The organism is Pseudomonas sp. St290 (genome assembly GCF_018325805.1).
Classification (GTDB): domain Bacteria; phylum Pseudomonadota; class Gammaproteobacteria; order Pseudomonadales; family Pseudomonadaceae; genus Aquipseudomonas; species Aquipseudomonas bijieensis.
Window position 1 is genome coordinate 5,912,466 of the sequence record NZ_AP014703.1, and the last position, 26,824, is coordinate 5,939,289.

The 26,824-nt window shown below is 62.3% G+C and carries 24 protein-coding genes; 16 read left to right on the plus strand and 8 right to left on the minus strand.

Annotation, left to right across the window (positions count from 1 at the left end):
• Window positions 1-23: 23 nt before the first annotated feature.
• Window positions 24-1,034 carry a DUF6515 family protein gene (locus tag PBDP_RS25905; protein WP_109756265.1) on the minus strand — a complete coding sequence of 337 codons (1,011 nt, stop codon included), beginning with the start codon at window positions 1,032-1,034 and terminating at the stop codon, window positions 24-26.
• Window positions 1,035-1,448: 414 nt separating this feature from the next.
• Here PBDP_RS25905 and PBDP_RS25910 point away from each other — a divergent pair, with 414 nt between their 5' ends.
• Window positions 1,449-1,928 carry an Lrp/AsnC family transcriptional regulator gene (locus PBDP_RS25910; protein WP_003185723.1) on the plus strand — a complete coding sequence of 160 codons (480 nt, stop codon included), beginning with the start codon at window positions 1,449-1,451 and terminating at the stop codon, window positions 1,926-1,928.
• Window positions 1,929-2,184: 256 nt separating this feature from the next.
• Entirely contained in the window at window positions 2,185-2,394 is a 210-nt protein-coding gene (locus PBDP_RS25915; RefSeq protein ID WP_003185724.1) for a DUF2788 domain-containing protein, read from the plus strand.
• On the opposite strand, the gene PBDP_RS25920 is transcribed toward PBDP_RS25915, so the two are convergent.
• The 4 genes from PBDP_RS25920 to PBDP_RS25935 form a co-directional block, all read right to left on the minus strand.
• Window positions 2,389-2,955 carry a pseudouridine synthase gene (locus PBDP_RS25920; RefSeq protein ID WP_162893925.1) on the minus strand — a complete coding sequence of 189 codons (567 nt, stop codon included), beginning with the start codon at window positions 2,953-2,955 and terminating at the stop codon, window positions 2,389-2,391. The two genes, PBDP_RS25915 and PBDP_RS25920, sit on opposite strands and share 6 nt — an antisense overlap.
• Before the next feature lie 139 nt (window positions 2,956-3,094).
• A complete protein-coding gene (gene amn / locus PBDP_RS25925; RefSeq protein ID WP_212802540.1) occupies window positions 3,095-4,594 on the minus strand; it encodes an AMP nucleosidase in 1,500 nt (499 codons plus the stop codon).
• Window positions 4,595-4,857: 263 nt separating this feature from the next.
• The gene (locus PBDP_RS25930; protein WP_212801494.1) at window positions 4,858-6,507 is read right to left on the minus strand and encodes an acyl-CoA dehydrogenase family protein; all 1,650 of its coding nucleotides are present in this window, start codon (window positions 6,505-6,507) and stop codon (window positions 4,858-4,860) included.
• Window positions 6,508-6,579: 72 nt separating this feature from the next.
• Window positions 6,580-8,964: a hybrid sensor histidine kinase/response regulator gene (locus PBDP_RS25935; protein ID WP_109756269.1), complete on the minus strand. Its 2,385-nt coding sequence runs from the start codon at window positions 8,962-8,964 to the stop codon at window positions 6,580-6,582.
• Window positions 8,965-9,394: 430 nt separating this feature from the next.
• On the opposite strand from PBDP_RS25935, the gene PBDP_RS25940 reads away from it, so the two are divergent.
• The 4 genes from PBDP_RS25940 to PBDP_RS25955 all read left to right on the plus strand — a co-directional run bounded on the left by PBDP_RS25940 (window position 9,395) and on the right by PBDP_RS25955 (window position 12,921).
• Window positions 9,395-10,192, plus strand: a complete 798-nt coding sequence (locus PBDP_RS25940) for a hydroxymethylpyrimidine/phosphomethylpyrimidine kinase (protein ID WP_109756271.1) — start codon at window positions 9,395-9,397, stop codon at window positions 10,190-10,192.
• A gap of 17 nt (window positions 10,193-10,209) precedes the next feature.
• On the plus strand, window positions 10,210-10,836 hold the full coding sequence (gene thiE / locus PBDP_RS25945) for a thiamine phosphate synthase (RefSeq protein ID WP_109756272.1): 627 nt from the start codon (window positions 10,210-10,212) through the stop codon (window positions 10,834-10,836).
• A gap of 28 nt (window positions 10,837-10,864) precedes the next feature.
• Window positions 10,865-12,148: a glutamate-1-semialdehyde 2,1-aminomutase gene (gene hemL / locus PBDP_RS25950; protein WP_116833526.1), complete on the plus strand. Its 1,284-nt coding sequence runs from the start codon at window positions 10,865-10,867 to the stop codon at window positions 12,146-12,148.
• A 218-nt stretch (window positions 12,149-12,366) separates the two neighbouring features.
• Window positions 12,367-12,921, plus strand: a complete 555-nt coding sequence (locus PBDP_RS25955) for a tetratricopeptide repeat protein (protein WP_053188388.1) — start codon at window positions 12,367-12,369, stop codon at window positions 12,919-12,921.
• A gap of 154 nt (window positions 12,922-13,075) precedes the next feature.
• Here the strand turns inward: PBDP_RS25955 and PBDP_RS25960 are convergent, their stop codons facing one another.
• Window positions 13,076-13,405, minus strand: a complete 330-nt coding sequence (locus PBDP_RS25960) for a DUF1820 family protein (protein WP_003185742.1) — start codon at window positions 13,403-13,405, stop codon at window positions 13,076-13,078.
• 133 nt (window positions 13,406-13,538) lie between these two features.
• Here PBDP_RS25960 and miaB point away from each other — a divergent pair, with 133 nt between their 5' ends.
• The 5 genes from miaB to lnt all read left to right on the plus strand — a co-directional run bounded on the left by miaB (window position 13,539) and on the right by lnt (window position 18,966).
• A complete protein-coding gene (gene miaB, locus PBDP_RS25965) occupies window positions 13,539-14,867 on the plus strand; it encodes a tRNA (N6-isopentenyl adenosine(37)-C2)-methylthiotransferase MiaB (RefSeq protein ID WP_162893869.1) in 1,329 nt (442 codons plus the stop codon).
• A gap of 206 nt (window positions 14,868-15,073) precedes the next feature.
• On the plus strand, window positions 15,074-16,084 hold the full coding sequence (locus tag PBDP_RS25970) for a PhoH family protein (protein ID WP_109756275.1): 1,011 nt from the start codon (window positions 15,074-15,076) through the stop codon (window positions 16,082-16,084).
• Window positions 16,077-16,535 carry an rRNA maturation RNase YbeY gene (ybeY, locus tag PBDP_RS25975; protein WP_109756276.1) on the plus strand — a complete coding sequence of 153 codons (459 nt, stop codon included), beginning with the start codon at window positions 16,077-16,079 and terminating at the stop codon, window positions 16,533-16,535. The genes PBDP_RS25970 and ybeY overlap by 8 nt, the downstream gene beginning before the upstream one ends.
• A 40-nt stretch (window positions 16,536-16,575) precedes the next feature.
• Complete coding sequence (locus tag PBDP_RS25980; protein WP_003205870.1) at window positions 16,576-17,415, plus strand: CorC family transporter; 840 nt, start codon at window positions 16,576-16,578, stop codon at window positions 17,413-17,415.
• A gap of 27 nt (window positions 17,416-17,442) precedes the next feature.
• Window positions 17,443-18,966: an apolipoprotein N-acyltransferase gene (lnt, locus tag PBDP_RS25985; RefSeq protein ID WP_212801495.1), complete on the plus strand. Its 1,524-nt coding sequence runs from the start codon at window positions 17,443-17,445 to the stop codon at window positions 18,964-18,966.
• Between the two features lie 149 nt (window positions 18,967-19,115).
• Here the strand turns inward: lnt and PBDP_RS25990 are convergent, their stop codons facing one another.
• Window positions 19,116-19,877, minus strand: coding sequence for a YdcF family protein (locus PBDP_RS25990; RefSeq protein ID WP_163856512.1), 762 nt, complete (start codon window positions 19,875-19,877; stop codon window positions 19,116-19,118).
• 103 nt (window positions 19,878-19,980) lie between these two features.
• A complete protein-coding gene (locus PBDP_RS25995; protein ID WP_109756279.1) occupies window positions 19,981-20,301 on the minus strand; it encodes a hypothetical protein in 321 nt (106 codons plus the stop codon).
• Window positions 20,302-20,604: 303 nt separating this feature from the next.
• On the opposite strand from PBDP_RS25995, the gene leuS reads away from it, so the two are divergent.
• The 5 genes from leuS to PBDP_RS26020 all read left to right on the plus strand — a co-directional run bounded on the left by leuS (window position 20,605) and on the right by PBDP_RS26020 (window position 26,820).
• A complete protein-coding gene (gene leuS / locus PBDP_RS26000; protein WP_212801496.1) occupies window positions 20,605-23,211 on the plus strand; it encodes a leucine--tRNA ligase in 2,607 nt (868 codons plus the stop codon).
• 90 nt (window positions 23,212-23,301) lie between these two features.
• The gene (locus tag PBDP_RS26005; protein WP_109756280.1) at window positions 23,302-23,907 is read left to right on the plus strand and encodes an LPS-assembly lipoprotein LptE; all 606 of its coding nucleotides are present in this window, start codon (window positions 23,302-23,304) and stop codon (window positions 23,905-23,907) included.
• A gap of 39 nt (window positions 23,908-23,946) precedes the next feature.
• The gene (gene holA, locus PBDP_RS26010) at window positions 23,947-24,984 is read left to right on the plus strand and encodes a DNA polymerase III subunit delta (protein ID WP_212801497.1); all 1,038 of its coding nucleotides are present in this window, start codon (window positions 23,947-23,949) and stop codon (window positions 24,982-24,984) included.
• A gap of 276 nt (window positions 24,985-25,260) precedes the next feature.
• Complete coding sequence (gene arfA / locus PBDP_RS26015; RefSeq protein ID WP_030140368.1) at window positions 25,261-25,425, plus strand: alternative ribosome rescue factor ArfA; 165 nt, start codon at window positions 25,261-25,263, stop codon at window positions 25,423-25,425.
• 72 nt (window positions 25,426-25,497) lie between these two features.
• Window positions 25,498-26,820 carry a lytic murein transglycosylase gene (locus PBDP_RS26020; protein ID WP_212801498.1) on the plus strand — a complete coding sequence of 441 codons (1,323 nt, stop codon included), beginning with the start codon at window positions 25,498-25,500 and terminating at the stop codon, window positions 26,818-26,820.
• Window positions 26,821-26,824: the final 4 nt, after the last annotated feature.

The following is a 26,824-nucleotide window of genomic DNA, read 5'->3' on the forward strand; positions in this document are numbered from 1 at the left end:
GGAACTGCTTCTATACCGTGTGATCAGTACGTCACCTGATACCCACGACTGCTCAAGCAACTGCCCTGGGCCTGCCGATAGGTCTGCACCACTTCCGGCGCCGGTGGATAGGTGTAATTGCGCGGATCGAAACCGCTCTGCTGCACCGCCCAGCGATAGCAGTCGTAGCCATCCTGATTGACCTGCTCGGGGGACTGGCCGTTGGCCGGATAAGCCACCACGTCAAAGCTGTTGCCCTGGGGCTGAGGTTGCGGGTTGGCCACAGGCGGCTCGACCACGACGTAATCCTGGGTATTGGCTTCGTAGATGTAATAGGCACCCGCGGCGAGAAAGAACAGCGAGCTGCCGATCCACACTTCCCTGGCGTAATCGGGCAGGTAACGGGTACGGATGCCTCGCGGCGGCTGCACCACCACGTAACGCGGCCCTTGGGGACGATACCAGTAGCCGCCCGAGTAGAAATAATCCTGGCCGCGATAGGGCACGCGGTAGTTGCGATCCGGGAAACGGTCGATCACATAACCCGGCCGGTATTGCGGCCCCGGGCCCCAGCCGTTGCCATGCCCACCCGGTCGACCAGGCCAATGTTGATCGGGACGGCCATCATGGTCAGGCCGCGGACCTGCGTTCGGATAGCCGTCGTTGCGACGAGGGATGTCGCGGTAATACCCCGGTTGCGGTTCGCGGGTCTGGGTCACGCTGTCGGGCCGGCCCTGGATCGGCAGGTTGTTGCCAGGCTGCGGTTGCGGGCGGCCATGGCCGTTGGGGTCTTGAGGTCCACGATCATAATGTTGGCCGCCCTGGTACGGCGGCTGCGGCTTGACCTCGAACTGACGACTGTTGTCGCCCCGGATGATTTCGTTGCTCTGCGGCCGCGGCTGGCCCGAGTAACCCTGGCCGTTGCCGCCGCGCCCGTCCTGCCCGCGACCGCCGTCCGGGCCGCCTCGGTTTTGCTGATCGTCGGCCATTCCCTGCGCACTGACACTTGCCCACAACAGACCAACACCTGCCAAACGCCAGATGCGCGACTTCATGAAATTCCTCACAACGGTTCAGGGCCTGAAGATAAGACTGGAAAAGCCCAGGCCGGTTCTGCGACAGATTATCAGCCACGGGGTTTATTTCGCAGGCATTAAAAAAGGGAGGCCCGTCGGCCTCCCCTTGAGAATTTCGTCCGTGCTCGACGCTTATGACGTCGGCTCACCTCACGCCGTCTTCTGGACAGTGTGCAGCTCGGGGGCCTGCCAGTACCGGTGGGTACTGCGACCGCAGCCGGCCTGATTGGGCGGGCTGCACTGGACTGTTTGTCCGAGCAGTGATCTTGGTGGTAAGCATAAGCCTGGAGCGTCGACGGATGATTGCGAAGATTGCGGAAATAAACATCACTTGCGCAATTTTTAACCTCAGATAGATAATCTGCCGCAATTATCAAGATAAAGGCCCAACCGATGAGCAAACTCGACCGTTACGACCTGAGCATTCTGGCGGAATTGCAGCGCGACGCGCGCATCTCCAACCAGGAACTGGCCGAACGCATCGGCCTGTCGCCCTCCCCCTGCTCGCGACGGGTCAAGCAGTTGGAGGATGACGGCTACATCACCCGCCAGGTCGCCCTGCTCGACCGCAAGCTGCTGGGCCTGAGCCTGACGGCTTATGTGCTGATCGGCATGGACCGCCACACCCCTGAACGTTTCGAAAACTTCGAAGCCGCCATCCGCAACCTGCCGCAAGTGCTGGAATGCAGCCTGGTGACCGGGATGGACGCGGACTACCAGCTCAAGGTGGTGGTGCCGGACATGGACCATTACCAGAAGCTGTTGCTGGGGCACCTGACCCGCATCGATGGCGTCACCAGCGTGCGCTCGAGCTTTGTGCTGAACCAGGTGCTCAACAGCACTGAACTGCCGTTGACTCATCTGCGTAGCTGACTGCTTTTGTGGCGAGGGGATTTATCCCCGCTGGGCTGCGCAGCAGCCCTGAAGCAGTAAATTCAATCTTCCTGGCACACTGAGTTGCTTGGTTTAGGGGCCGCTTCGCAGCCCAGCGGGGATAAATCCCCTCGCCACAAAATCTACAGCACGCGACGAATAGCTGCGACACACCGCCGCAGGCCAACCCCTCGCCCGCCCCCCATGCCGTATACTCGCCGCGCCTTTTCAATCCCGCTCACGCCGGAGTGTCCTGATGGATCCTGCTGTTTTCGAAGAGTGGATGATGACCGGCCTGGTCAGCATCCTGATCATTTTCATGGGTTTCATCGTCTGGGACCTGGCGAAGAAGTCCAAGGCCGGACGTTTCGGCTCGTTCATCCTGTTTTTCGTACTGGGCCTCGGCGTAGCCGCATTCGTCATCAAGAGCGTGGTGATCGGCCTGATCGAATCCGGGGCGCTATAAGCGCGCCGGCACTTCTTTCCACTGGCCCTGGTCGAGCCCTTCGATCGTCCAGTCGCCGATCCTGACACGCACCAGGCGCAATGTCGGCAAGCCCACGGCGGCGGTCATGCGTCGCACCTGACGGTTGCGCCCCTCGCGGATCACCAGCTCCAGCCAACTCGTGGGCACGCTTTTACGAAAACGAACCGGCGGATTGCGCGGCCACAATTGTGGTTCGTCCAGTTGGCGAGCCTCGGCCGGCAAGGTCATGCCGTCGTTCAACTCCACCCCGGCGCGCAAACGCTGCAATTGCTCGGCACTCGGCTCGCCCTCCACTTGCACCCAGTAGGTCTTGGCCAGCTTGTGTTTGGGATCGGCAATGCGTGCCTGCAGTTGCCCGTCGTTGGTCAGCAACAGCAAGCCTTCGCTGTCGCGATCCAGCCGTCCGGCCGGGTAGATGCCCGGTACGTCGATAAAATCCTTGAGCGTCGCCCGCCCCTCACCGTCACTGAATTGCGTCAGCACATCGAAAGGTTTGTTGAACAGGATCAGTTTTGGCTCGGCTGGCGGCGCCTTGGCCACACGGCGCGGCGCGGAAGCTGGAGGTTTCGCGCCAGGGCGGCGGGAAACAGGGCGTGAGGGGCGTGACATGGCGAACACAACATCTAGCGGTCAGGGCCGCTAATGCTAGTGGCCTGACCGCTAAATAACCACCGCCGTATCAGCGGAACGGCGGCTCGTCGAAGCTGCGCAGTTTGCGCGAATGCAGCGAGTTGAGTTCGGTGCGCAGCAGGTCCAACGCCTCGATGCCGATCTTCAGGTGCTGGTTGACCGCGCGCTCATAGAACGCGTTGGCCGAACCCGGCAGCTTGATCTCGCTGTGCAGAGGTTTGTCCGAGACGCACAGCAACGTGCCATAGGGCACCCGCAGGCGATAACCCTGGGCGGCAATGGTGCCGCTTTCCATGTCCACCGCCACGGCGCGGGACAGGTTGATCAGCGGACGCTCCTGGGCCCAGCGCAGCTCCCAGTTGCGGTCGTCGTAAGTCAGCACGGTGCCAGTGCGCAGGCGTTTTTTCAGCTCGTCGCCCTTTTCACCGGTGATATTCGCCGCAGCCTGCTGAAGCGCCATCTGCACTTCGGCCAGGGCCGGAATCGGAATGTTCGGCGGCACCACCCGGTCGAGAATGCCATCGCGACGCATGTAGGCGTGGGCCAGCACGTAGTCACCGATGGTCTGGGACTGCCGCAGCCCGCCGCAGTGGCCGATCATCAGCCAGCAATGCGGACGCAATACGGCCAGGTGGTCGGTGATGTTCTTGGCATTGGACGGGCCGACGCCGATGTTCACCAAGGTCACGCCATGGCCATCATTGGTCTGCAGGTGATAGGCCGGCATCTGGTAGCGGTGCCAGACCACACCGGCGGCGATGGCCGACGCTTCGCCGTGGTCCATATTCTTGTCGATGATCACGTTACCCGGCAGGACCATGCGCACAAAGCGCGGGTCGCTGCGCAGTTGCTCCAGGCCGTGAACGATGAACTGGTCGACATAGCGGTGATAGTTGGTCAGCAGGATCCACGGCTGCACATGACGCCAGTCGCTGCCGGTGTAATGCACCAACCGACGCAGGGAAAAATCCACCCGCGCGGCATCGAACAGCGCCAGGGGCAGCGGGTCGGTGTTTTCCCAGTCATAGAGGCCATCGGCGATACCGTCGGAGGCGGCCGACAGGTCGGTGCTGGGGAACACCCGCGCCAGTACCGCGGCGGTTACACCGGAGCCGGCCAGTTCATCGCCCTGCTCCACCACGTACGGGTACGGAATGTTCTGCTCGCTGACACCGACTTCCACGGTGACGGTGAAGTCGTGCATCAGCGGGACCAGCTGTTCCAGCAGGTACTTACGGAACGCGGCGGGATGGGTGACGGTGACGCTGTAGGTGCCGGGCAACTGGACCTTGGCGTAGGCACGCGTAGTTTGCGGGACTTCGCCGTGGCAGTGATAGGTCAGGCGCAAGGCCGGATAGCGAAACAACGCACGTTGCTCGGCATCCGGCTCGACGCGGTCCTTGAGATAACGCATCAGCGCCTGATTCAACGCGGTGGTCGCACGCTCGTGCAGGGCCGCCAGACGATCCACGGCTTGTTCGGCGGTTTGAACGACAATAAACGCTTCGGTCACGATCAGCTTCCTGTGTTCTGACTTGCAGGCCTTCATCTTGCCTGCATCGCCGCCCGACGGGAACAGTGGCGTATTGGCGCGCTCGATCATTCATCGACAATCCCTGTGGGAGCGAGCTTGCTCGCGATAGCGGTGCGTCAGTCACCAGAGCTGTTGGATGTGCCGACGCCATCGCGAGCAGGCTCGCTCCCACCCTTGACCTCCAGTGACTACAAACCCTTCATTCACCGCCAATCCCTTGCTCGCGATGGCGGTGTGTCAGTCACCACAGATGCTGGATCAAGGGTTTCGCGGTCTTCCTAGAAACCATGGGGGGTGGAGCGGGTGACGATGGCTTCGACATTCAGGCCCCGGGGCAAGGCACCGTATACCCGGCCAGCCGAGCCAAGGCGGCTGGCAATGAAGGCGTCGCTGATGTCGCTGTTTCCCGCCTCGAGCAACAACTTGGCCTGCAGGCCGACGGCGACGTCTTCGGTCAATTGCCGGGCGCGGTACTGGATGTCGTCGGTGTCCTTGAACGCTGCGTGCAATTGATTGATGTGGCCGGCCAGGCGCTTGTCGCCGTGGCCATCGCCCAATTCGCTGAACAATACTTCCAGCACGCCCGGCTCCTTGGACAAGGCGCGCAGCACATCAAGGCATTGCACGTTGCCGGAGCCTTCCCACGTCGAGTTGACCGGCGCTTCGCGGTACAGGCGCGGCAGGATGCTGTCTTCGACGTAGCCGGCGCCGCCCATGCATTCGGCGGCTTCGTTGATCATCGCGGGGGCGCGCTTGCAGATCCAGTACTTGCCTACCGCCGTCACCAGCCGGGCGAACTTGGCTTCGTGCTCGTCATTCAAGTGGTCCAGCGCCTGGCCCATGCGCAGGCTCAAGGCCAGGGCGGACTCGCTTTCCAACGCCAGGTCAGCCAGGACGTTCTGCATCAGCGGCTGCTCGCTCAACAGCTTGCCGCCAACCTTGCGGTGGGCACAGTGGTGACTGGCCTGGGTCAGCGCCTGGCGCATCAGGGCGCTGGAGCCGACCATGCAATCGAAGCGGGTCATGGCGACCATCTCAATGATCGTCGGCACGCCTCGGCCTTCTTCACCAACCATCCAGGCCAGTGCGCCACGGAACTCGACTTCGCTGGAGGCGTTGGAGCAGTTGCCCAGTTTGTTCTTCAACCGTTGAATGTAGAACTGATTGCGCGTGTCGTCGGGGCGATGGCGCGGCAGCAGGAAACAGGTCAGCCCCTTGTCGGTCTGGGCCAACGTGAGGAAGGCGTCGCACATCGGCGCCGAACAGAACCATTTGTGGCCCACCAGTTCATAGGCTTGGCCCGGGCCGCTGGCGCCCACCGGATAGGCCTTGGTGGTGTTGGCCCGGACATCGGTGCCGCCCTGTTTTTCGGTCATTGCCATGCCGATGGTGACCCCGGCCTTGTGCGCCATGCCAACGTTGCGCGGGTCGTACTCGGTGGCGAGCACCTTTGGCAGCCAGCGTTCGGCCAGGTCCGGCTGCAAGCGCAGCGCCGGTACGCTGGCGAAGGTCATGGTCAGCGGACAGCCGGTGCCGGCTTCGGCCTGGCTGTGCAGATAGGTCATCGAGGCCCGGGCGACATGCGCCCCGGGCTGTGGATGGGCCCAGGGCAAGCTGGGCAGGCCGTGCTCGACGGCGGTACGCATCAACTGATGATAAGCGGGATGGAATTCCACCAGGTCGATGCGATGGCCATAACGGTCATGACTGGAGAACACCGGCTTGTTCTGATTGGCCAGAAAGCCCGCTTCCATCAACGGCCCACCGGCCAGCGCCCCATACGCATCTATCCGCGCCTGCGCCCAGCCAGCGCCGAAACGCCGCGACCATTCTTGCAACGGCAGGTCGATGCGGTACAGATTGGCACCATCCAGGGATGGCGGCTGATTGGTGACGTCGTGGGTTTCAGCGAACTGGTGCAGGTTCATGACAGGGCTCCTCGATCAGCCAGGAGGTTCAGTTAAGCACCGCCCCCAGGCCGAACAAAGTGTCATATCCGCCTAAATATCGGCGCTTTCACCCTGCCCGTGGCAAAGCACACGGCGCTGGAGCGTCGCCTGCAGTGTCTCGAACTTCACCGGTTTGCTCAGGTAATCGATCAGCGCGCCCGACGGGCAGCGCTCTTGCCCCAGGTTCGGGCTGACCACCAGCACCGGCAGTTCCTCGCAACCGGACAAGGTACGGATCTGGCAGCAGACCGACACACCGTCCAGCGGCGGCGACTGGCAATCGAGCAGCACCGCATCGAAGCTCTCGCCGTGCAGCAGATCTAGCGCCGCACGGCCGCTGTCGGCAGTGCGCACCCGATAACCGAGCTTGAGCAACATGCCGCGCATGACCAACTGATCAATGCTGTTGTCATCCGCCAATAGCACCGTGCAATCCTGTGGCAGGCGCGAACCTTGGCGACCACCGAAGGAAAACGGCGTCGGCACAGCTGCCGGCAAGGCCAGGTCAAACTCCACGTTCAAATGAAAACGGCTGCCGCGACCGGGCTCGGAGGTATGGGTCAGGCGCCCGCCCAGCAGTTCCACCAGTTGCCGGCAGATGGCCAGGCCCACGCCGAGGCCGCCATATTCGCGGGTCATCGAACCATCGAGCTGGAAGAAACGCTGATACAAGGTCGCCTCCCCCAGGTCGGTAAAGCCGATTCCGGTGTCGATCACGGCAAAGGACAGCATCAGCCGGTCAAGCTCCGTCGGCCTGCCACTGACTCGCAGCGCCAGGCCGCCCACTCGGGTGAACTTGATGGCGTTGTCCAGCAGGCATTCCAGGCATTGGGCCAATTTGCCACTGTCACCGAGCAGTCGGTCCGCCAGGCCCGGGGCCACGTCGACCTTGAAATCAAGGCCCTTGGCCGCGGCATTGGCGCCGAACTGCACCTGCAGCGCCTCGACCACCCCACGCAGGCTGAAAGGCGCCGGATAGACCTTGAGCTTGCCAGCCTGCAACTCGGTAAGGGTGAGGATGCCGTTGACCATGCGCATCATGTCCCGCGCCGAACCAGCGGCAGTCTGTTGATACTGGGTCAGTTCCTCGTCCATCTCGACGGTTTCCATCAACTCCAGGGAGCCGATCACGCCGTTCATCGGCGTGCGCAGTTCATGGGTCAGGGTGGCGAGGAATTCATCCTTGAGCTTGTTGCCGTGGGCCAGTTGCTGGTTGAGCACTTCGAGTTTCTGCCCCGCGTCCAACAGGGTCTGGGCCTGCTGTTCGCGCATGGCATTGATACGGTCGGCCAGGGCCAGGGACAACAGCGCCACTTCGATGGCCGAGCCGATCTGGCTGGCGTACATGGTCAGGAATACATTCGGCAGGTAACCCAGCACCATCAAGGTATTGATGATGCCCCCCAGCAGAAACGCCGACCAGGCAATGATGAAATAACGCGCCACCCGCAGGCCACGCCACCAGGCAAACAACCCGGCGGCAAAGATCGCCACCGTGAATACCAGCGCCAACGCCGTTGCCAGGCGCAGCGCCAAGGCATAGCTGGTCATCAACGACAGGCCGACCACCACCGCGCTGTAGGCGATCAGTGCCAGCAGCATGCGATCCAGCCAACGGCCATGCCGGGCGGTTTGCAGGAAGCTGCGGGCGAACTGGCTGCCAAACAGGCCCGCGCAGCCGATGAAAAACGGCGTCGCGGCGTTTGCCCACCAGGGATTGTCCGGCCAGAAATACTCCACGGCCGCACCATTGACCGACAACTGATACAGGCCGAACGAGGCGATATAGAAGATGTAATAGAGGTAGCTGGTATCACGCACGCTCAGGTAGATGAACAGGTTGTACACCAGCATTCCCAGCAGCACGCCATAGATGACCCCCAACACATACAAGCGCACCGGCTGCTGTTCGAGATAGGCGGTGCTCGACCACAGCGTCAATGGCGCCTGGATCGAACCCTGGCTTTGCAGGCGCAGGTACAGGACCTGCCGCTGCTCAGGCTTGAAATCCAGGCTGAACAAGTAGTTGTTCTGGCGAATCTCGCGGCTGGCGAATGGCAACGCATCGCCGGTCTGGCGCACCAGGCGGTACCCCCCGGCGGCATCTGGCAGATACAAATCCAGGTGGTCCAGCGGCGGGTACGCCAGTTCCAGCAGCCAGGTGCGCTGGGCGTCCGGATTGCCGGGGCGGTAGTGCAGGTCGATTTTCAACCAGAAGGCTGATCGCGAGTAACCGGCATTCAGCGTGGCTTTGTCATGGGGCTTGAAGGCGCCGGTGGCAGCCTGGGCCAGGACATCATCAATGGTGGCAGTGCCACCCGCATCTTCGAACACCTGCAGGGCATGACCCAAGGGCAGGCTTTGGGTGAATTCATCGAATTCCAGAGCACTTGCCAGAGGGGACAAGCACAGCAGCAACATCAGCAAATAGCGCATTTAAGTCCCAGCGTGGCCTGTCCGGTTGAGTCAGGAAGCCCCCCATTCCCTGAGTAGACGTAAAACCGGCATTACCTGTTATGAGTTGGATCCATCTCTAGCATAGCCGTTGATGGCCAATTTGCACCATTGAAATCTTTCCTATAGAAGGCTCTAGAACGGGCGTTTCAGCGCCAAGCGTTGAGATAGAGCTGTTGCTTTGGTCAGATTGGTTAGTTGACCGGGCGCAGAACAGTGGTGAGCGATTTCCTGTGGCGAGGGAGCTTGCTCCCGCTGGGCTGCGCAGCGGCCCCATAAATCCTGGGAGCGCTGCGCACTCCAGCGGGAGCAAGCTCCCTCGCCACAAAAGCACTCACCAGCAAGTCACTCAGTACAAAACCCTCAGCGTCCGACCACCGATAAAACAGGTTTGGTGGTAAGCTCGCGCACCATGAATATCTACAGCTCCCGCCCCGTTGTCCTCTGTCTCTCCGGCCACGACCCTAGTGGCGGCGCCGGTTTGCAGGCAGATATCGAAGCCCTGCTCGCCCAGGGTTGTCATGCCGCCCCCGCCGTTACCGCGTTGACCGTGCAAGACACGGTCAACGTCAGTGATTTCCGGGTGCTCGATCGAGCGTGGGTGCTGGCACAAGCCAATGCCGTGCTCAACGACTCGCAGGTCGCGGCAGTCAAGCTGGGCATGCTCGGCTCGCTGGAGATGGTCGACACGGTGGTCGAACTGCTCCAGGCGCACCCGCATCTGCCCATGGTCTGCGACCCGGTGCTGCGCGCCGGCGGTGGCGGACGCCTGGGCAAGGATGAGGTCGGCTACGCCATGCGCGAACGCCTGCTGCCCCTGGCCGTCATCGCCACCCCCAACCTGCCGGAAGCGCGCATCCTCGCCGAACTGCCCGAAGGCAGCGCCGACGAGTGCGCGGAAAAACTGCTGCCCTTCGTCAAACACCTGTTGATCACCGGTGGTCACGGCGACGAACATGAAGTCCATAATCGCCTGTACAGCCGCGATGGCCGCCGCGAAACCTTTACCTGCCAGCGCTTGCCCGGCAGTTACCACGGTTCCGGCTGCACCCTGGCCAGCGCCCTCGCCGGTCGGCTAGCCCAGGGCGAACAGCTCGCCAGCGCCGTCAAGACTGCGCTGGACTACACCTGGCGCACCTTGCGCGATGCCGAACGACTGGGCAAAGGCCAGTTCGTACCGCGTCGCCTGCCGCTGGATTTCTGCTCGTAACACTGGAGGCCTGTGGAATGAAATTACGTGGCCTTTACGCCATCACCGATAGCCAATTGCTGGCTGGCAAGTTCCTCGCTTATGTAGAAGCGGCGTTGGAAGGTGGCGTGACCCTGCTGCAATACCGCGACAAAAGCAGCGACGAGGCCCGACGCCTGCGGGAAGCCGAGGCACTGCGTAACCTGTGCGAGCGCTACAAAACCCAATTGATCATCAACGATGACGCTGAACTGGCCGCGCGCCTGGGCGTCGGCGTGCACCTGGGCCAGACCGATGGCCCGTTGGCGCCAGTGCGGGCACTGCTCGGACACAAGGCGATCGTCGGCGCCACCTGCCACGCCAGCCTGGCACTGGCCGAACAGGCCGCCCGCGAAGGCGCCAGTTATGTCGCGTTCGGGCGCTTCTTCAATTCCAATACCAAGCCCGGCGCCCCCAGCGCAGACCTTGAACTGCTCGAACAGGCGCGCATCAAACTGCATATTCCGGTTTGCGCCATCGGCGGCATCACCCTGGAGAATGCCGCCCCGCTGGTGGCCCACGGGGTCGACCTGCTGGCGGTGGTCCACGGCCTGTTCGGTGCCGACAGCAGTGCTGAAGTGACGCGCCGCGCCCGCGCCTTCAACGAGCTGCTGCAGAACAAATAGTCTATTTTCCGTTTTCGAGAGCCCAACCATGTCCCGTTCCGAAACCCTGTTTGCCAATGCCCAGAAACACATCCCCGGCGGCGTGAACTCGCCCGTTCGTGCGTTCAAGAGCGTGGGTGGCACCCCGCTGTTCTTCAAGCACGCCGAAGGCGCGTACGTGACCGACGAAGACGACAAGCGCTATGTGGATTATGTCGGTTCCTGGGGCCCGATGATTCTCGGCCACAGCCATCCGGACGTGCTGGATGCGGTACGCAAGCAACTGGTACACGGCCTGTCCTACGGCGCCCCGACCGCGATGGAAACCGAGATGGCCGACCTGGTCTGCTCGATCGTGCCGTCGATGGAAATGGTGCGCATGGTCAGCTCCGGCACCGAGGCGACCATGAGCGCGATCCGCCTGGCCCGTGGTTTCACCGGTCGCGACAGCATTATCAAGTTCGAAGGCTGCTACCACGGCCACTCCGACAGCCTGCTGGTCAAGGCTGGCTCCGGCGCGCTGACCCAGGGCGTGCCGAGCTCGGCCGGCGTACCGGCGGCGTTCGCCAAACACACCCTGACCCTGCCGTTCAACGACCTTGAGGAAGTCGAGAAGATGCTCGGCGAAGTTGGCCAGGAAGTGGCGTGCATCATCGTCGAGCCGGTGGCGGGCAACATGAACTGCGTACCGCCGGCGCCGGGTTTCCTCGAAGGCCTGCGCAGCCTGTGCGACCAGCATGGCGTGGTGTTGATTTTCGACGAAGTGATGACCGGTTTCCGCGTGGCCCTCGGCGGCGCCCAGGCCCATTACGGCGTCACGCCGGACCTGAGCACCTTCGGCAAGATCATCGGCGGCGGCATGCCGGTGGGCTGCTTCGGCGGCAAGCGCAAGATCATGGAATGCATCGCACCGCTGGGCCCGGTCTACCAGGCCGGCACGCTGTCGGGCAACCCATTGGCCATGGCCGCCGGCCTGACCACCCTGCGCCTGATCAGCCGCCCGGGCTTCCACGCCGAACTGACCGACTACACCACCCGCCTGCTCGACGGTTTGCAGGTTCGTGCCGACGCGGCGGGCATCCCGTTCGTGACCACCCAGGCCGGCGGCATGTTCGGCCTGTACTTCAGTGGCGCCGATGACATCGTCACCTTCGAAGACGTGATGGCCAGCGACGCCAACCGGTTCAAGCGCTTCTTCCACCTGATGCTCGAGGGTGGCGTGTACCTGGCCCCGAGCGCATTTGAAGCCGGCTTCACCTCCATCGCCCACGGCGAGACCGAGCTGAAGATCACCCTCGATGCGGCCGAGCGAGCCTTCGCTGCGCTGAAGTAAGACTGTGGATAACTGACGCTGGCTGAAGCTGGCGTCAGTGATTGCCGACAACTCCCCCGCTCTTTTCCTACGTATTTATGCCCGAAGCAGCTATTAGCATTCCCGCGCAGCAGAAAAACGAGTAAAGACTTTGTAAGGATGGCCCTGCTTATTTCATAATGCGCGCTTATTGGATCCCCCGGAGGGTCCGCGCGCCCCTCAGAGGTAAGTCGATTCCCATGAACCGCACCGGCCGCACCCTTGCCTTGGGCTGCCTGTTGCTCCTTCAGCCCCTGCTGGCGAATGCACAGGCAGGCGGCAACTCGTTGTTGATCCCGGCGCTGGGCCGTTGCACGCTCAACACCCAGCCACAAGATCTCGCACCGGCACTCGACGCCTGTCAAAAAGCGGCGGATGCAGGTGATGCACAAGCGCAATACGAGTTGGGCGAGTTCTACTACGAAGGCAAGGCTGCACCGCGCGACCTCAAGCAGGCCCTCAACTACTTCGAAAAAGCCTCCCTGCAAGGCCATGCCCAGGCGCAATTCAAGCTCGGCGGCATGTTCTTCCACGGCGAAGGCGTCCCGGCCAACAACGTCCAGGCCTACATTGTCCTGAAGATGGCGGCGGTCAACGGCGCCGAAGAGGCCTTGGACACCGCCGACGAAGTCGCCGAGCAAATGCCCCGCGACGAGCTGGAAGTGGCGACCCAGGTGCTGGGGCAGATCTTTCGCAAATACCTGATGGAATTGCAGAACGCCGATGGGCGTACACCTTTCTCCCCGCTGCCCTGAATCCACCGCAGCCTTGTGGCTGGGAGCTTATTGTGGCGAGGGAGCTTGCTCCCGCTGGAGTGCGAAGCGCTCCCAGAAATCTTAGGGCCGCTACGCAGCCCAGCGGGAGCAAGCTCCCTCGCCACAAAGGGCTGCGCTCAACTTATCGACAGGTTTATTTCTCAGGCATCGGCATCGGAAACGGCATCACATTGCCGACCGCGCCGCGGGCTTCGCTGATTTTCGGGGTGCCCAGGCGTTCGACTTCGTCGATGCGCACGATCGAATGCATCGGCACGAAGCTGCGCACCACGCCTTCGAACTGCGCCTTGAGCTTTTCTTCGCTCGGATCGACGACCACTTGCGTGCGCTCGCCAAAGACGAACTCTTCCACTTCCAGGAAGCCCCACAGATCACTTTGATAGATCTGCTTGGCGTACATTTCGAACACCTGGCCCTGGTTGAGGAAAATCACCTTGTAGATTGGAGCTTCACGTTTGGTCATGGCTGGCGAAACACATCGGCGGGTAAAAATGAGGGCGCGAACTATAGCATAGCCACTGCTCGCACAGCGGTAGGAACCGGGGGACTTGTTCCCTATAATGCGCGGTTCTTTGAATCACGTGATGATCCCGTCCATGGCCAAGAAGCTTTACATCGAAACCCACGGTTGCCAGATGAACGAGTACGACAGCTCGCGCATGGTCGACCTGCTGGGTGAACACCAGGCCCTGGAAGTCACCGCCCGCGCTGAAGATGCGGACGTGATCCTGCTCAACACCTGCTCGATCCGCGAACGCGCCCAGGACCGGGTGTACTCCCAGCTCGGCCGCTGGCGCGAGCTGAAGCTGGCCAACCCGGAAATGGTCATCGCCGTGGGCGGTTGCGTGGCCAGCCAGGAAGGCGCCGCCATCCGTGATCGCGCACCATACGTGGACGTGGTCTTCGGCCCGCAGACCCTGCACCGCCTGCCGGAGATGATCGACGCCGCGCGCAGCACCAAGCTGCCGCAAGTGGACGTCTCGTTCCCGGAGATCGAAAAATTCGACCACCTGCCCGAACCGCGCATCGACGGCCCAAGCGCCTATGTGTCGGTGATGGAAGGTTGCAGCAAGTACTGCACGTTCTGCGTGGTGCCCTACACCCGTGGCGAAGAAGTCAGCCGACCGTTCGACGACGTGATCGCCGAGATCATCCACCTGGCGGAAAACGGCGTGCGCGAAGTCACGCTGCTGGGGCAGAACGTCAACGGCTATCGCGGCCTGACCCATGACGGCCGCCTGGCGGACCTCGCCGAGCTGATCCGCGTCGTAGCGGCGGTGGACGGCATCGACCGCATCCGTTACACCACCTCGCACCCGCTGGAGTTCTCCGACAGCCTGATCCAGGCCCACGCCGACGTTCCCGAGCTGGTCAAGCACCTGCACTTGCCGGTGCAATCGGGTTCCGACCGGATCCTCGCCGCCATGAAACGCAACCATACGGCCCTGGAGTACAAATCCAAACTGCGCAAGTTGCGTGCGGCGGTGCCGGGGATCTGCATCAGTTCGGACTTTATCGTCGGCTTCCCTGGCGAAACCGAGAAAGACTTCCAGCAGACCATGAAGCTGATCGAAGACGTGGGCTTCGACTTTTCCTACTCCTTCGTCTACAGCCAGCGCCCTGGCACCCCGGCCGCCGATCTCGCCGACGAAACCCCCGAAGAAGTGAAAAAGGAACGGCTCAACGCCTTGCAACACCGCCTCAACCAGCAAGGTTTCGAGATCAGCCGACAAATGGTCGGTTCCATCCAGCGGATCCTGGTGACCGATTACTCGAAAAAAGATCCGGGCGAGTTGCAAGGCCGGACCGAGAACAACCGCATCGTCAACTTCCGCTGCGACACCCCGGCCCTGATCGGCCAGTTCGCCGACGTGCACATCGACGCCGCGCAACCGCACTCGCTGCGCGGTTCGCTGGTCCAGTAACCCCCGATCCCCTGTGAAAGCAGAACTTGTGGGAGCAAGGCTTGCCCGCGATACAGGCGCCTCAATTCTTGAGGGACCCAGTTGCATTCATCGCGGGCAAGCCTTGCTCCCACAAGCTTGCTCGGTTTATTAAGAGCTTTCGCACCCAGCCTACTGGCGTTATCCTTGATTTCACCTTAATTGCCCCTGGGCGGCTAAAAACGACCTTGAACGCACCCATCGAACCACATCGCTTTATTCTCGAGCCCTTTGAGGCTCGCCGCTTCGCCAATCTGTGCGGGCAATTCGACGAGCATCTGCGCTTGATCGAACAGCGCCTGGCCATCGAGATCCGCAATCGCGGCAACCAGTTCGAACTGATCGGCGAACCCAAGCACACCACCTCCGCGGAAAACCTGCTGCGCCGTCTCTACCGGGAAACCAAGGGGAGCGAGCTGTCGCCGGACACCGTCCACCTGTTCCTGCAGGAGTCGGCTGTCGAAGAACTCGACAACCACGCCCCGTCGGAACCTGCCGTGGCCCTGCGCACGAAAAAAGGCATGATTCGCCCTCGCGGCTTGAATCAGCAGCGCTACGTGAAGGAAATCCTCGGCAACGATATCAACTTCGGCATCGGCCCGGCCGGTACCGGCAAGACCTACCTGGCCGTGGCCTGCGCCGTCGATGCGCTGGAGCGGGAACAGGTACGACGCATCCTGCTGGTGCGACCGGCGGTCGAAGCGGGTGAGAAACTCGGCTTCCTGCCCGGCGACCTGGCCCAGAAGATCGACCCATACCTGCGCCCGCTCTATGACGCGCTTTATGAAATGCTCGGCTTCGAATACGTGGCCAAGCTGATCGAGCGCCAGGTCATCGAGGTCGCGCCGCTGGCCTACATGCGTGGCCGGACCCTGAACAATAGCTTCATCATCCTCGACGAAAGCCAGAACACCACGGTCGAACAGATGAAAATGTTCCTGACCCGGATCGGCTTCGGCTCCACCGCCGTCATCACCGGGGACATCACCCAGGTCGACCTGCCCCGTGGCACCAAGTCCGGGCTGAACCATGTGATCCAGGTCCTCAAGGATGTGCCGGGCATCAGCTTCACGCACTTCATGCCCAAGGACGTCGTGCGCCATCCGTTGGTGCAGCGCATTGTCGAAGCCTACGAGCGCTTCGAGCATCGCCAGGACGAGTCAGCGCCCGCAGACAAGGGCAATCGCCAAGATGCTTGAACTCGACCTGCAAGTGGCCTGCGAACACGCCGCCCCCAGCGAAGCCCAGTTCCGCCAATGGTGCGAACTGGCCCTGCGCCAACGCAGCGCCGACTCGGAGCTGACGATCCGCCTGGTGGACGAGCCCGAAGGCCGCGAACTGAACCACACCTGGCGGCAGAAAGACTACGCCACCAACGTGTTGTCGTTCCCGGCCGACGTCCCCGACGAACTGCTCGACATCCCGTTGCTGGGCGACCTGGTGATCTGCGTCCCGGTGGTGGAGCGTGAAGCGACGGAACAAGACAAGACCCCTGAGGCCCACTGGGCCCATCTGGTGATTCACGGCTGCTTGCATCTACTGGGTTACGACCATATAGAAGATGCCGAAGCCGAAGAAATGGAAGCACTGGAACGAACGTTGCTTGCAGAGCTGGGTCATCCCGACCCTTACGCCGGCGACGAACACTGATACATCAACCTGTAACGACAAAGGATTCAGAGTAATCGCTATGAGCGAAGATCGATCGAGCAACGGGCAGAAGTCATGGCTGGGCAAGCTCACCCAGGCTTTTGCCCATGAGCCGAAAAACCGCCAGGAGCTACTGGAGCTGCTGCGCGATGCACACCAGAACAAACTGCTGGACAGCGAAGCGCTGGCCATCGTCGAAGGCGCCATCCAGGTCGCTGACCTGCAAGTACGCGACATCATGGTCCCGCGCTCGCAGATGGTCAGCATCAAGGCGACCCAGACACCCCGTGAATTCCTGCCCGCCGTGGTCGACTCCGCTCACTCGCGCTACCCGGTGGTTGGCGAAAGCCATGACGACGTCATGGGCGTGCTGCTGGCCAAGGACCTGCTGCCGCTGATCCTTCAGGAAAACGGCGACAGCTTCAACATCAAGGACCTGTTGCGCCCGGCCACCTTCGTGCCCGAGTCCAAGCGCCTGAACGTGCTGCTGCGTGAATTCCGCGCCAATCACAACCACATGGCCATCGTCATCGACGAATACGGCGGCGTGGCCGGCCTGGTCACCATCGAGGACGTGCTCGAGCAGATCGTCGGCGACATCGAAGACGAGCATGACGTCGAGGAAGACAGCTACATCAAGCCTCTGCCCAGCGGTGACTTCCTGATCAAGGCCCTGACGCCGATCGAGAACTTCAACGAATTCTTCGACAGCCAATTCTCCGACGATGAGTTCGACACCGTCGGCGGCCTGGTGATGAGTGCTTTCGGGCATCTGCCCAAGCGCAACGAAACCACGGAAATCGGTTCCTGGCGCTTCCGCATCCTGAATGCCGACAGCCGTCGGATTCACCTGCTGCGCCTGTCCCCCATTGGCCGATAACCCCTGCGAGACCCGCTAAGGACAAAAATGCGCTGGATAACCCGCCCCGGCTGGCCCGGTAACCTGCTGGCCATGGCGGCCGGTGCGATCACCACCCTGGCCCTGGCGCCGTTCAATATCTGGCCGCTGGCATTGCTGGCGGTCGGCTTGTTCTATGCCGGGCTGCGCGAGTTGTCGCCACGCCAGGCCCTGGGCCGGGGCTGGTGTTTCGGCTTTGGTCTGTTCGGCGCCGGCACCAGTTGGATCTACGTCAGCATCCATAACTTCGGCGGCGCCTCGGTGCTGCTCGCCGGGTTGCTGATGCTGCTGTTCATCGCCGCCATCGCCTGGTTCTTCGCCCTGCCCGCCTGGCTCTGGGCGCGCTGGCTGCGGCGCAACGAGGCGCCGCTGGCCGATGCCCTGGCGTTCGCCGCGCTGTGGTTGGGCCAGGAAGCCTTCCGTGGCTGGTTCCTCACCGGGTTCCCGTGGCTCTATTCCGGCTACAGCCAACTCGACGGCCCGCTGTCCGGCCTCGCGCCGCTGGGCGGGATGTGGTTGATCTCCTTCACCCTGGCCTTGACCGCCGCGCTGCTGTACAACGCGCCCCAGTTGATCCGCAGCGGGCGCAAAGGTTTTATTGCGGCCGGCGTGATGCTGCTGATCGGCCCGTGGGTAGTCGGCATGGCTCTCAAGGGGCATGCCTGGACCAGCCCTTCGGGCGATCCGCTGAGCGTCGCGGCGCTCCAGGGCAACATCGAACAAAGCATGAAGTGGGACCCCGAGCAGCTCAACGCGCAACTGGCGCTGTACCGCGACATGAGCTTCGCCTCCAAGCGCGTCGACCTGCTGATCTGGCCGGAAACCGCAGTGCCGGTGCTCAAGGAGTCCGCCCAGGGCTACCTGGACATGATGGGCAACTTCGCCGCCGAGCGGCATTCGGCGTTGATCACCGGCGTGCCGATTCGCCAACTGGTCCACCACGAGAAGCGTTACTTCAATGGCATCACCGTGACCGGCGAAGGCGACGGCACCTACCTGAAGCAGAAACTCGTGCCGTTCGGCGAGTACGTACCGCTACAGGACATCCTGCGCGGCCTGATCGCGTTCTTCGACCTGCCCATGTCGGACTTCGCCCGGGGCCCGGCCGACCAGCCATTGCTGCAGGCCAAGGGTTACCAGATCGCACCGTTCATTTGCTATGAGGTGGTCTACCCGGAATTTGCCGCCAGCCTCTCGGCGCGCAGCGACTTGCTGCTGACCATCAGCAACGACACCTGGTTCGGCACCTCGATCGGCCCGTTGCAGCACCTGCAAATGGCGCAGATGCGCGCCTTGGAAGCCGGCCGCTGGATGATCCGCGCCACCAACAACGGCGTGACCGGCCTGATCAACCCTTTCGGTCAGATCACCGCACAGATCCCGCAATTCGAACGCGGCATCCTGTATGGCGAAGTGGTGCCGATGCAGGACCTGACGCCGTACCTGCAATGGCGTTCGTGGCCATTGATCATTTTGTGTGTGTTGTTGCTGGGCTGGGCGTTGATGGCGGGACGGATGGCCAAAACGGTTTGACTCGTTCCCCATGTGAATGAAAAACCCTGTGGCGAGGGAGCTTGCTCCCGCTGGGGCGCGCAGCGGCCCCAAAAACAGGGCCTGCTTCGCAGTCCAGCGGGAGCAAGCTCCCTCGCCACAACAGCGATCACTTCACTCCGCGCGGTGTTTCAGCGATAGAACAACCAATACCCCACCAGCCCCACCGCCTCATTCATCAACTGTCCGGATTGCCAGATCGCCTTGAACTCCGGCATCCAACCGCCCAACGGCCGGGCATTGTCCTGTCCCAGGAACCCCACCGGCGCCGGCACCACGTCAAACCCCGACCGCTGGAAACTCCAGACCGCCCGTGGCATGTGCCAGGCCTGGGTGACCACCACGACCCGCTTGATGCCTTGCGGCAGCAGGATTTCGGCGCTCATCCGGGCGTTTTCCCAGGTCGTACGGCTACGCCCCTCCTGCCAGCGCACGTTGACGCCGAAATCCTCCAGCATAGAGTCCGCCATCAGCCGAGCCTCGCTGGGCGGGGTGCCATAGTGCAAGCCACCGGATGTCAGCACCGGCAAGCCTGAAGCCTTGGCCAGTCGCGCGGCATAACGCTGGCGCTCCAAGCCGACGCCGGTGGGTTGGTCGGCGCCCCAGGCCAGGTCACCGCGTTCACGGCCCGAACCGAGCACCACAATGGCGTCGGCGCGTTGGGCCAGGGTCGCCCAATCACTGAGCAACAGCGGCGGTTCGCGCTCCAGCGCCCTGGCGCTCCATTGCACCACCACGGGCAGGCTCATCAGCCAGAAACCACCCAGCCCAACGAAAAAGCACAGACGGGCCAGACGCGGCCGAGAGTCGCGCCACCACCAGGCAAGCGCCAACAACAGCAAAAGAATGCCGGGCGGCAATAAAAGTTGTTTGATGAAATAGCGAAACGGCATCGGGCATCTCCATAGATGCCCGAAGCCTAGGTGGGTTGACGCAAAGCGACAACAGATTCGAAAAAACCTTGAATCAAAAAGAGCGACACGCGTGAATCCGGCTTTACTTGAACTGCAGCGACCGGACCTTTACAGCATCCTTGTCAGGCGTCCGGTCCTTGAGCCATACAACCTTGGCCGAACGGGGCGCATCGAGACGCTTGAGTACCTGGGCCCCACTGGTGGGAGCTTGATGTCCGGCCTGTTCGAGGTAAGCCTTGACCAGTTCGAACTCTGCGGGGCTCAAGCCACGCAGCTCCAGCTCTGCCGGGCGTTCATCACGCAAGCGACCGGCGGTTCTTGCAGCGTCCAGGGCAACCCCGAGACGATCGATCAGTTTTTCATACAACTCAGGTGTAGCGACTTTTCGTTGTGATTCAACCATCCCTCACCTCATTGAAGATAAGACTCACTCCCCATTGAGAAGCTTAGCTTCGCTGGGCAAACCGGCAGGGCGCCGCGACCAACGGCCCTGAACACCGGTCATCGCCGATGATTGACAATGGTTTGGCAACGGTTGAGCAGCAATCAGGGTTTCCCTCGGCAGAGCGCGGTCATGTATGCTACGGCGCTTCCTGTAACTCCACTTCCAGCTTGGCTGGACATCGAAAACGCCGCATTCGGCGTCGTCTGCGTCCAGCATGGCAACGAAGAGGATTGGGCCACCCCATTCAGTACAAAAGTAGCCATGCACGAACACTACCAGCCCCGTGAAATCGAAGCCGCCGCCCAGTCGTTCTGGGACGAGCAAAAGTCCTTTGAAGTCAGTGAACAGCCAGGCAAGGAGACTTACTACTGCCTGTCGATGTTCCCTTACCCCAGCGGCAAGCTACACATGGGGCACGTGCGCAACTACACCATCGGCGACGTGATCTCCCGTTACCAGCGCATGCAAGGCAAGAACGTCCTGCAACCCATGGGTTGGGACGCCTTCGGCATGCCGGCGGAAAACGCCGCGATGAAGAACAACGTGGCCCCCGCCAAGTGGACCTACGAAAACATCGCCTACATGAAGACCCAGCTGCGCAGCCTGGGCCTGGCGGTGGACTGGTCCCGCGAGGTCACCACCTGCAAGCCCGAGTACTACCGCTGGGAACAATGGCTGTTCACCCGCCTGTTCGAAAAAGGCGTGATCTACCGCAAGAACGGCACCGTGAACTGGGACCCGGTGGACCAGACCGTACTGGCCAACGAGCAGGTGATCGACGGTCGCGGCTGGCGTTCCGGCGCGCTGATCGAAAAGCGCGAAATCCCGATGTACTACTTCAAGATCACCGCCTATGCGGATGAACTCCTGGAGAGCCTCGACGAACTGACTGGTTGGCCTGAACAGGTCAAGACCATGCAGCGCAACTGGATCGGCAAGTCCCGGGGCATGGAAGTGCAGTTCCCCTACGACGTCGCCTCCATTGGCGAAGCCGGCGCCCTGAAAGTCTTCACCACCCGTCCGGACACGCTGATGGGGGCCACCTATGTGGCCGTGGCCGCCGAGCACCCGCTGGCGACCCTGGCCGCCCGCAACAACCCCGAGCTGCAAGCGTTCATCGCCGAATGCAAGGGCGGTAGCGTTGCCGAAGCCGACGTCGCCACCCAGGAAAAGAAAGGCCTGCCAACCTCGCTGTTCGTCGAGCATCCGCTCACCGGCGAGAAACTGCCGGTATGGGTCGCCAACTACGTGCTGATGCACTATGGCGACGGTGCGGTCATGGCCGTGCCGGCCCACGACGAGCGCGATTTCGAATTCGCCCACAAGTACAACCTGCCGGTCAAAGCCGTCGTGCGCACCAGCGCCGGTGACCAGACCCCGGCTACTTGGCAGGACGCCTACGGCGAACACGGCGAGCTGATCAACTCCGGCGAATTCGACGGCCTGGATTTCCCCGGCGCGTTCGATGCCATCGAAGTGGCCCTGATCAAGAAAAACCTCGGCGCCTCGCGCACCCAGTTCCGCCTGCGGGACTGGGGCATCAGCCGCCAGCGTTACTGGGGCTGCCCGATCCCGATCGTGCATTGCGACACCTGCGGTGACGTACCGGTGCCGGAAGACCAACTGCCCGTGGTCCTGCCGGAAGACGTCGTACCCGACGGCGCCGGTTCGCCCCTGGCACGCATGCCTGAGTTCTATGAATGCAGCTGCCCGAAATGCGGCGCACCGGCCAAGCGTGAAACCGACACCATGGACACCTTCGTCGAGTCCTCGTGGTATTACGCCCGCTACGCCTCACCGCACTATGAAGGTGGCCTGGTGGAGAAATCCGCGGCTGACCACTGGTTGCCGGTGGATCAATATATCGGCGGTATCGAACACGCCATTCTCCACCTGCTCTACGCGCGCTTCTTCCACAAGCTGATGCGTGACGAAGGCCTGGTGAGTTCCAACGAACCGTTCAAGAACCTGCTGACCCAAGGCATGGTGATCGCCGAGACTTACTATCGTCGCGAAGCCAACGGCGCCTACACCTGGTTCAACCCGAGCGACGTCGAACTCGAACGCGACAGCAAAGCCAAGGTGATCAGTGCCAAGCTGATCGCCGACGGCCTGCCGGTGGAAATCGGCGGCACCGAGAAGATGGCCAAGTCGAAGAACAACGGCGTTGACCCGCAATCGATGATCGACCAGTTCGGCGCCGACACCTGCCGCCTGTTCATGATGTTCGCCTCGCCACCTGACATGAGCGCAGAGTGGTCCGACTCGGGCGTCGAGGGCTCGCACCGCTTCCTCAAGCGTGTCTGGCGCCTGGCGCAAGCCCACGTCACCCAGGGCCTGCCGGGCAAACTGGACATCAGCCGCCTGAACGACGAACAGAAAGCCATTCGTCGCTCGATCCATCTGGCCATCAAGCAGGCCAGCCATGACGTCGGCCAGAACCACAAATTCAACACCGCCATCGCCCAGGTGATGACGCTGATGAACGTGCTGGAAAAAGCCGCGCAAGGCACCGAGCAGGATCGCGCACTGGTTCACGAAGGCCTGGAAGCCGTGACCTTGCTGCTGGCGCCAATCACACCGCACATCAGCCACGAGCTGTGGAATCGCCTGGGTCACGCCGACCCGGTGATCGACGCCAGCTGGCCGGCGGTGGACGAAACCGCGCTGGTGCAGGACAGCTTGACCCTGGTCATCCAGGTCAACGGCAAGCTGCGCGGCCAGATCGAAATGCCGGCCGCCGCCACGCGTGAAGAAGTCGAAGCCGCTGCGCGGGCCAATGACAACGTACTGCGCTTTGTCGATGGCCTGACGATCCGCAAAGTGATCGTCGTGCCCGGCAAGCTGGTCAACATCGTCGCAAGCTAATTGGATCGGGCGCAAGGCTTGAGCCTGGCGCCGAATACAACCTGCGGGGTCGCATGGTCGACCCCCATAGGGTTCAAGGGGAGCAACAAGATGATCAAACGTAATCTGCTGGTAGTGGGCCTGGCGGTCCTGTTGAGCGCCTGCGGCTTCCAACTGCGCGGCACCGGCACCACCGAGCTGGCGATCAAGGAACTGGACCTCAGCGCACGGGACGCCTATGGCGACACCGTTAAAATGCTGCGCGACAACCTGGAAAGCAGCGGCGTGAAAGTCTACAGCGGCGCCCCGTACAAGCTCGTATTGACTCGCGAACAGCAAAGCCAGCGCAGCCTGAGCTATGCCGGCGCTGGTCGTTCGGCCGAGTACGAACTGAACAACGTGCTGAGCTATGAGATTCGCGGCCATAACGACCTGGTGCTGATGGACGACAAACTGCAAGTGCAGAAGGTCTACCTGCACGACGGCAACAACATCACCGGCTCCGACCAGGAGTCCATCGAAGTGCGCGGCGAAATGCGCCGTGAACTCATACAGCGCATGATGCTGCGTCTGCAACAACTGAGCCCGGCCCAGTTGGAGCAACTGCAACAGACTGCCGATGCTCGCGCCAAGGCCGAAGCCGATGCGCTGGAAGCGGCACGCAAGGCTGAAGCGGAAACCCCGCAACAGTCGCCAATGCAGATCCCGGCTGAATAAGCCTTGCGGGGCGCTCCGGCGTCCCGCTCGCCCGCTCTTATGAAGCTCGCTCCCGCTCAACTCGGCAAACACCTGCAAGGCGCCCTCGCGCCGGTCTACATCATCAGTGGCGATGACCCACTGCTGTGCCAGGAAGCCGCTGACGCCATCCGTTCTGCGGCACGCCAGCAAGGTTTCGATGAACGCCAGGTATTCGCCGCCGACGCCAGTTTCGACTGGGGCACGCTGCTGCAAGCCGGGGCGAGCATGTCGTTGTTCGCCGAAAAACGCCTGCTGGAACTGCGTCTACCCTCCGGCAAACCCGGTGACAAGGGTGCCGCCGCGCTGATCGAATACTGCTCGCGCCCCGCCGAAGACACGGTGCTGCTGATCAGCTTGCCGAAACTCGACGGTAGCGCGCAGAAGACCAAATGGGGCAAGGCCCTGGTCGAAGGGCCGCAAACCCAGTTCGTGCAGATCTGGCCGGTGGATGTCAGCCAGTTGCCCAGCTGGATCCGCCAGCGCCTGTCCCAGGCCGGCCTCTCGGCCAGCCAGGACGCGGTGGAGCTGATCGCCGCCCGGGTCGAAGGCAACCTGCTGGCCGCCGCCCAGGAAATCGAAAAGCTCAAACTAATGGCCGAAGGTGGGCAGATCACCGTGGAAACGGTGCAGGCTGCCGTGGCCGACAGCGCGCGCTTCGATGTCTTCGGGCTGACCGATGCGATCCTCAACGGCGAAGCCGCCCATGCCCTGCGCATGCTCGAAGGTCTACGGGGCGAAGGCGTCGAGCCGCCGGTGATCCTCTGGGCCCTGGCCCGGGAGTTGCGCCTGCTGGCCAACCTGTCCCTGCAATACAGCCAGGGTGTACCGCTGGACAAAGCCTTCAGCCAGGCCCGCCCGCCCGTCTGGGACAAACGCAAACCGCTGATGAGCAAGGCCCTGCAACGCTACTCCGCACCGCGCTGGGCGCAATTGCTACTCGAGGCCCAGCGCATCGATGCGCAGATCAAGGGCCAGGCCGCTGGCTCGCCATGGATGAGCCTCAGTCGGTTGTCGCTGTTGATGGCCGGACAGCGACTCTCTTTGCCCGCTGAGTAGTCACTCAGTAGAAGCACACTGCATACCTGTGGCGAGGGGATTTATCCCCGCTGGGTTGCGAAGCAACCCCAAAACTAGGCGCCGTGGAGTGTCAGGCAGTTTGTAATGGGGGCGCTTCGCGCCCCAGCGGGGATAAATCCCCTCGCCACAGGTCATCTTCCACCACAAGTTGCGTGTCCGTCTGATGACACTGCTTGCACAACCCAGGGACTGGACAACCTCCCAACTCTGTCCCATGATTTGCCCCGCAAAAACCACCCCACGAGAGATCCCATCATGAGCAAAAAGCCATCCAGGCATGGCCCCAACAAGGCCAAGTCCATCGTCGCCCAACCCCTGTTCCGCAGCCGCCAGGAACGACCCGCCAAGGGCAAGGGCAGCTACCGCCGCGAAGCCTTCCAGTCTGACAACTGGGAGGCTTCTTGCTTTCTGGCAGCTTGAAACAACCGGACAAGCCCTACGCCCCTTTCGCATGTTAAGGTCAGCACCTGATTTGTATTTCTGGACCCGTGCATGCCCTTCTGTCTTTCCCATCGTTGGCCACTGCGCCAAATGATCGTTGCCGCAAGTGTCGCCCTGCTTGTCGCCTGCGCCGAAAAACCTACCGCCGCCGACGCCCAACCACTCCAGACCGCCCCTGCCGTGACCGCTCCGGCCATCGTGCCGCCCGTGGTGCCGACCGGTGAAGACCTGGCCATTGCGCCCACCCAGACCTTCGCCGAATGGCAGGCCGGGTTTCGCAAGGAGGCACTGGCCGCCGGGATCCGTGGCGATCTGTTCGACCGTGCATTTATCGGCGTCAGCCCGGACATGAGCGTGATCAAGGCCGATCGCAGCCAGCCGGAGTTCACCCGCCCGGTGTGGGAATACCTCGATGGCGCGTTGTCGCCACTGCGAGTCAACAAGGGCAAGAGCCTGATTCAACAGAACGCCCAGGTCCTGCAAAGCATCGAGCAGCGTTATGGCGTCGATCGCGAGGCGCTGGTGGCGGTGTGGGGTATGGAGAGCAACTTTGGTCAGTTCCAAGGCACCAAGTCGGTGATCAATTCCCTGGCGACCCTCGCCTACGAAGGACGGCGCCCGGGCTTTGCCCATGCGCAACTGATCGCGGCCCTGCAGATCCTGCAACAAGGCGACATCACACCGGAAAAAATGCTCGGGTCGTGGGCCGGCGCCATGGGCCAGACCCAGTTCATTCCCACCACGTACAACACCCATGCGGTGGATTTCGACGGCGACGGTCGCCGCGACATCTGGGGCAGCTCCACCGATGCCCTGGCCTCGACCGCCCATTACCTGCAAAGCTCCGGCTGGCAACGCGGCCAGCCGTGGGGCTTCGAGGTCTCGCTCAGTGAAGGCTTCGACTACACGCTAGCCGATGGCACGATCCGCAAGCCCGTTTCCGAATGGATGCGGCTGGGCGTTTCAGCATATGGCGGCCTGCCGACAGCCCCCGATCAAGCACAGCTATCGGCGGCCCTGCTGTTGCCAGCCGGCCATCGCGGCCCGGCGTTCCTGATCTTCGATAACTTCCGCGCCATTCTCAAGTACAACAACTCATCCTCCTACGCCCTGGCGGTTGGCTTGTTGTCACAGCGCTTCAGCGGTGCAGGGTTGGTCTACGGCCAGTGGCCAAAAGAAGATCTGCCCCTGAGCCGCAGCGAACGCATCGAACTGCAGACCCTGCTGGGCAAGCACAACTACGACGCGGGCAACCCCGACGGAATCATCGGCGCCAACACCCGCAAAGCCATCCGCAGCGCCCAGCAGTCGTTCGGCTGGCCGGCGGATGGGTATCCGACGCACCAGTTGCTGGAGGCGTTGCGTAGCCGCTGAATCA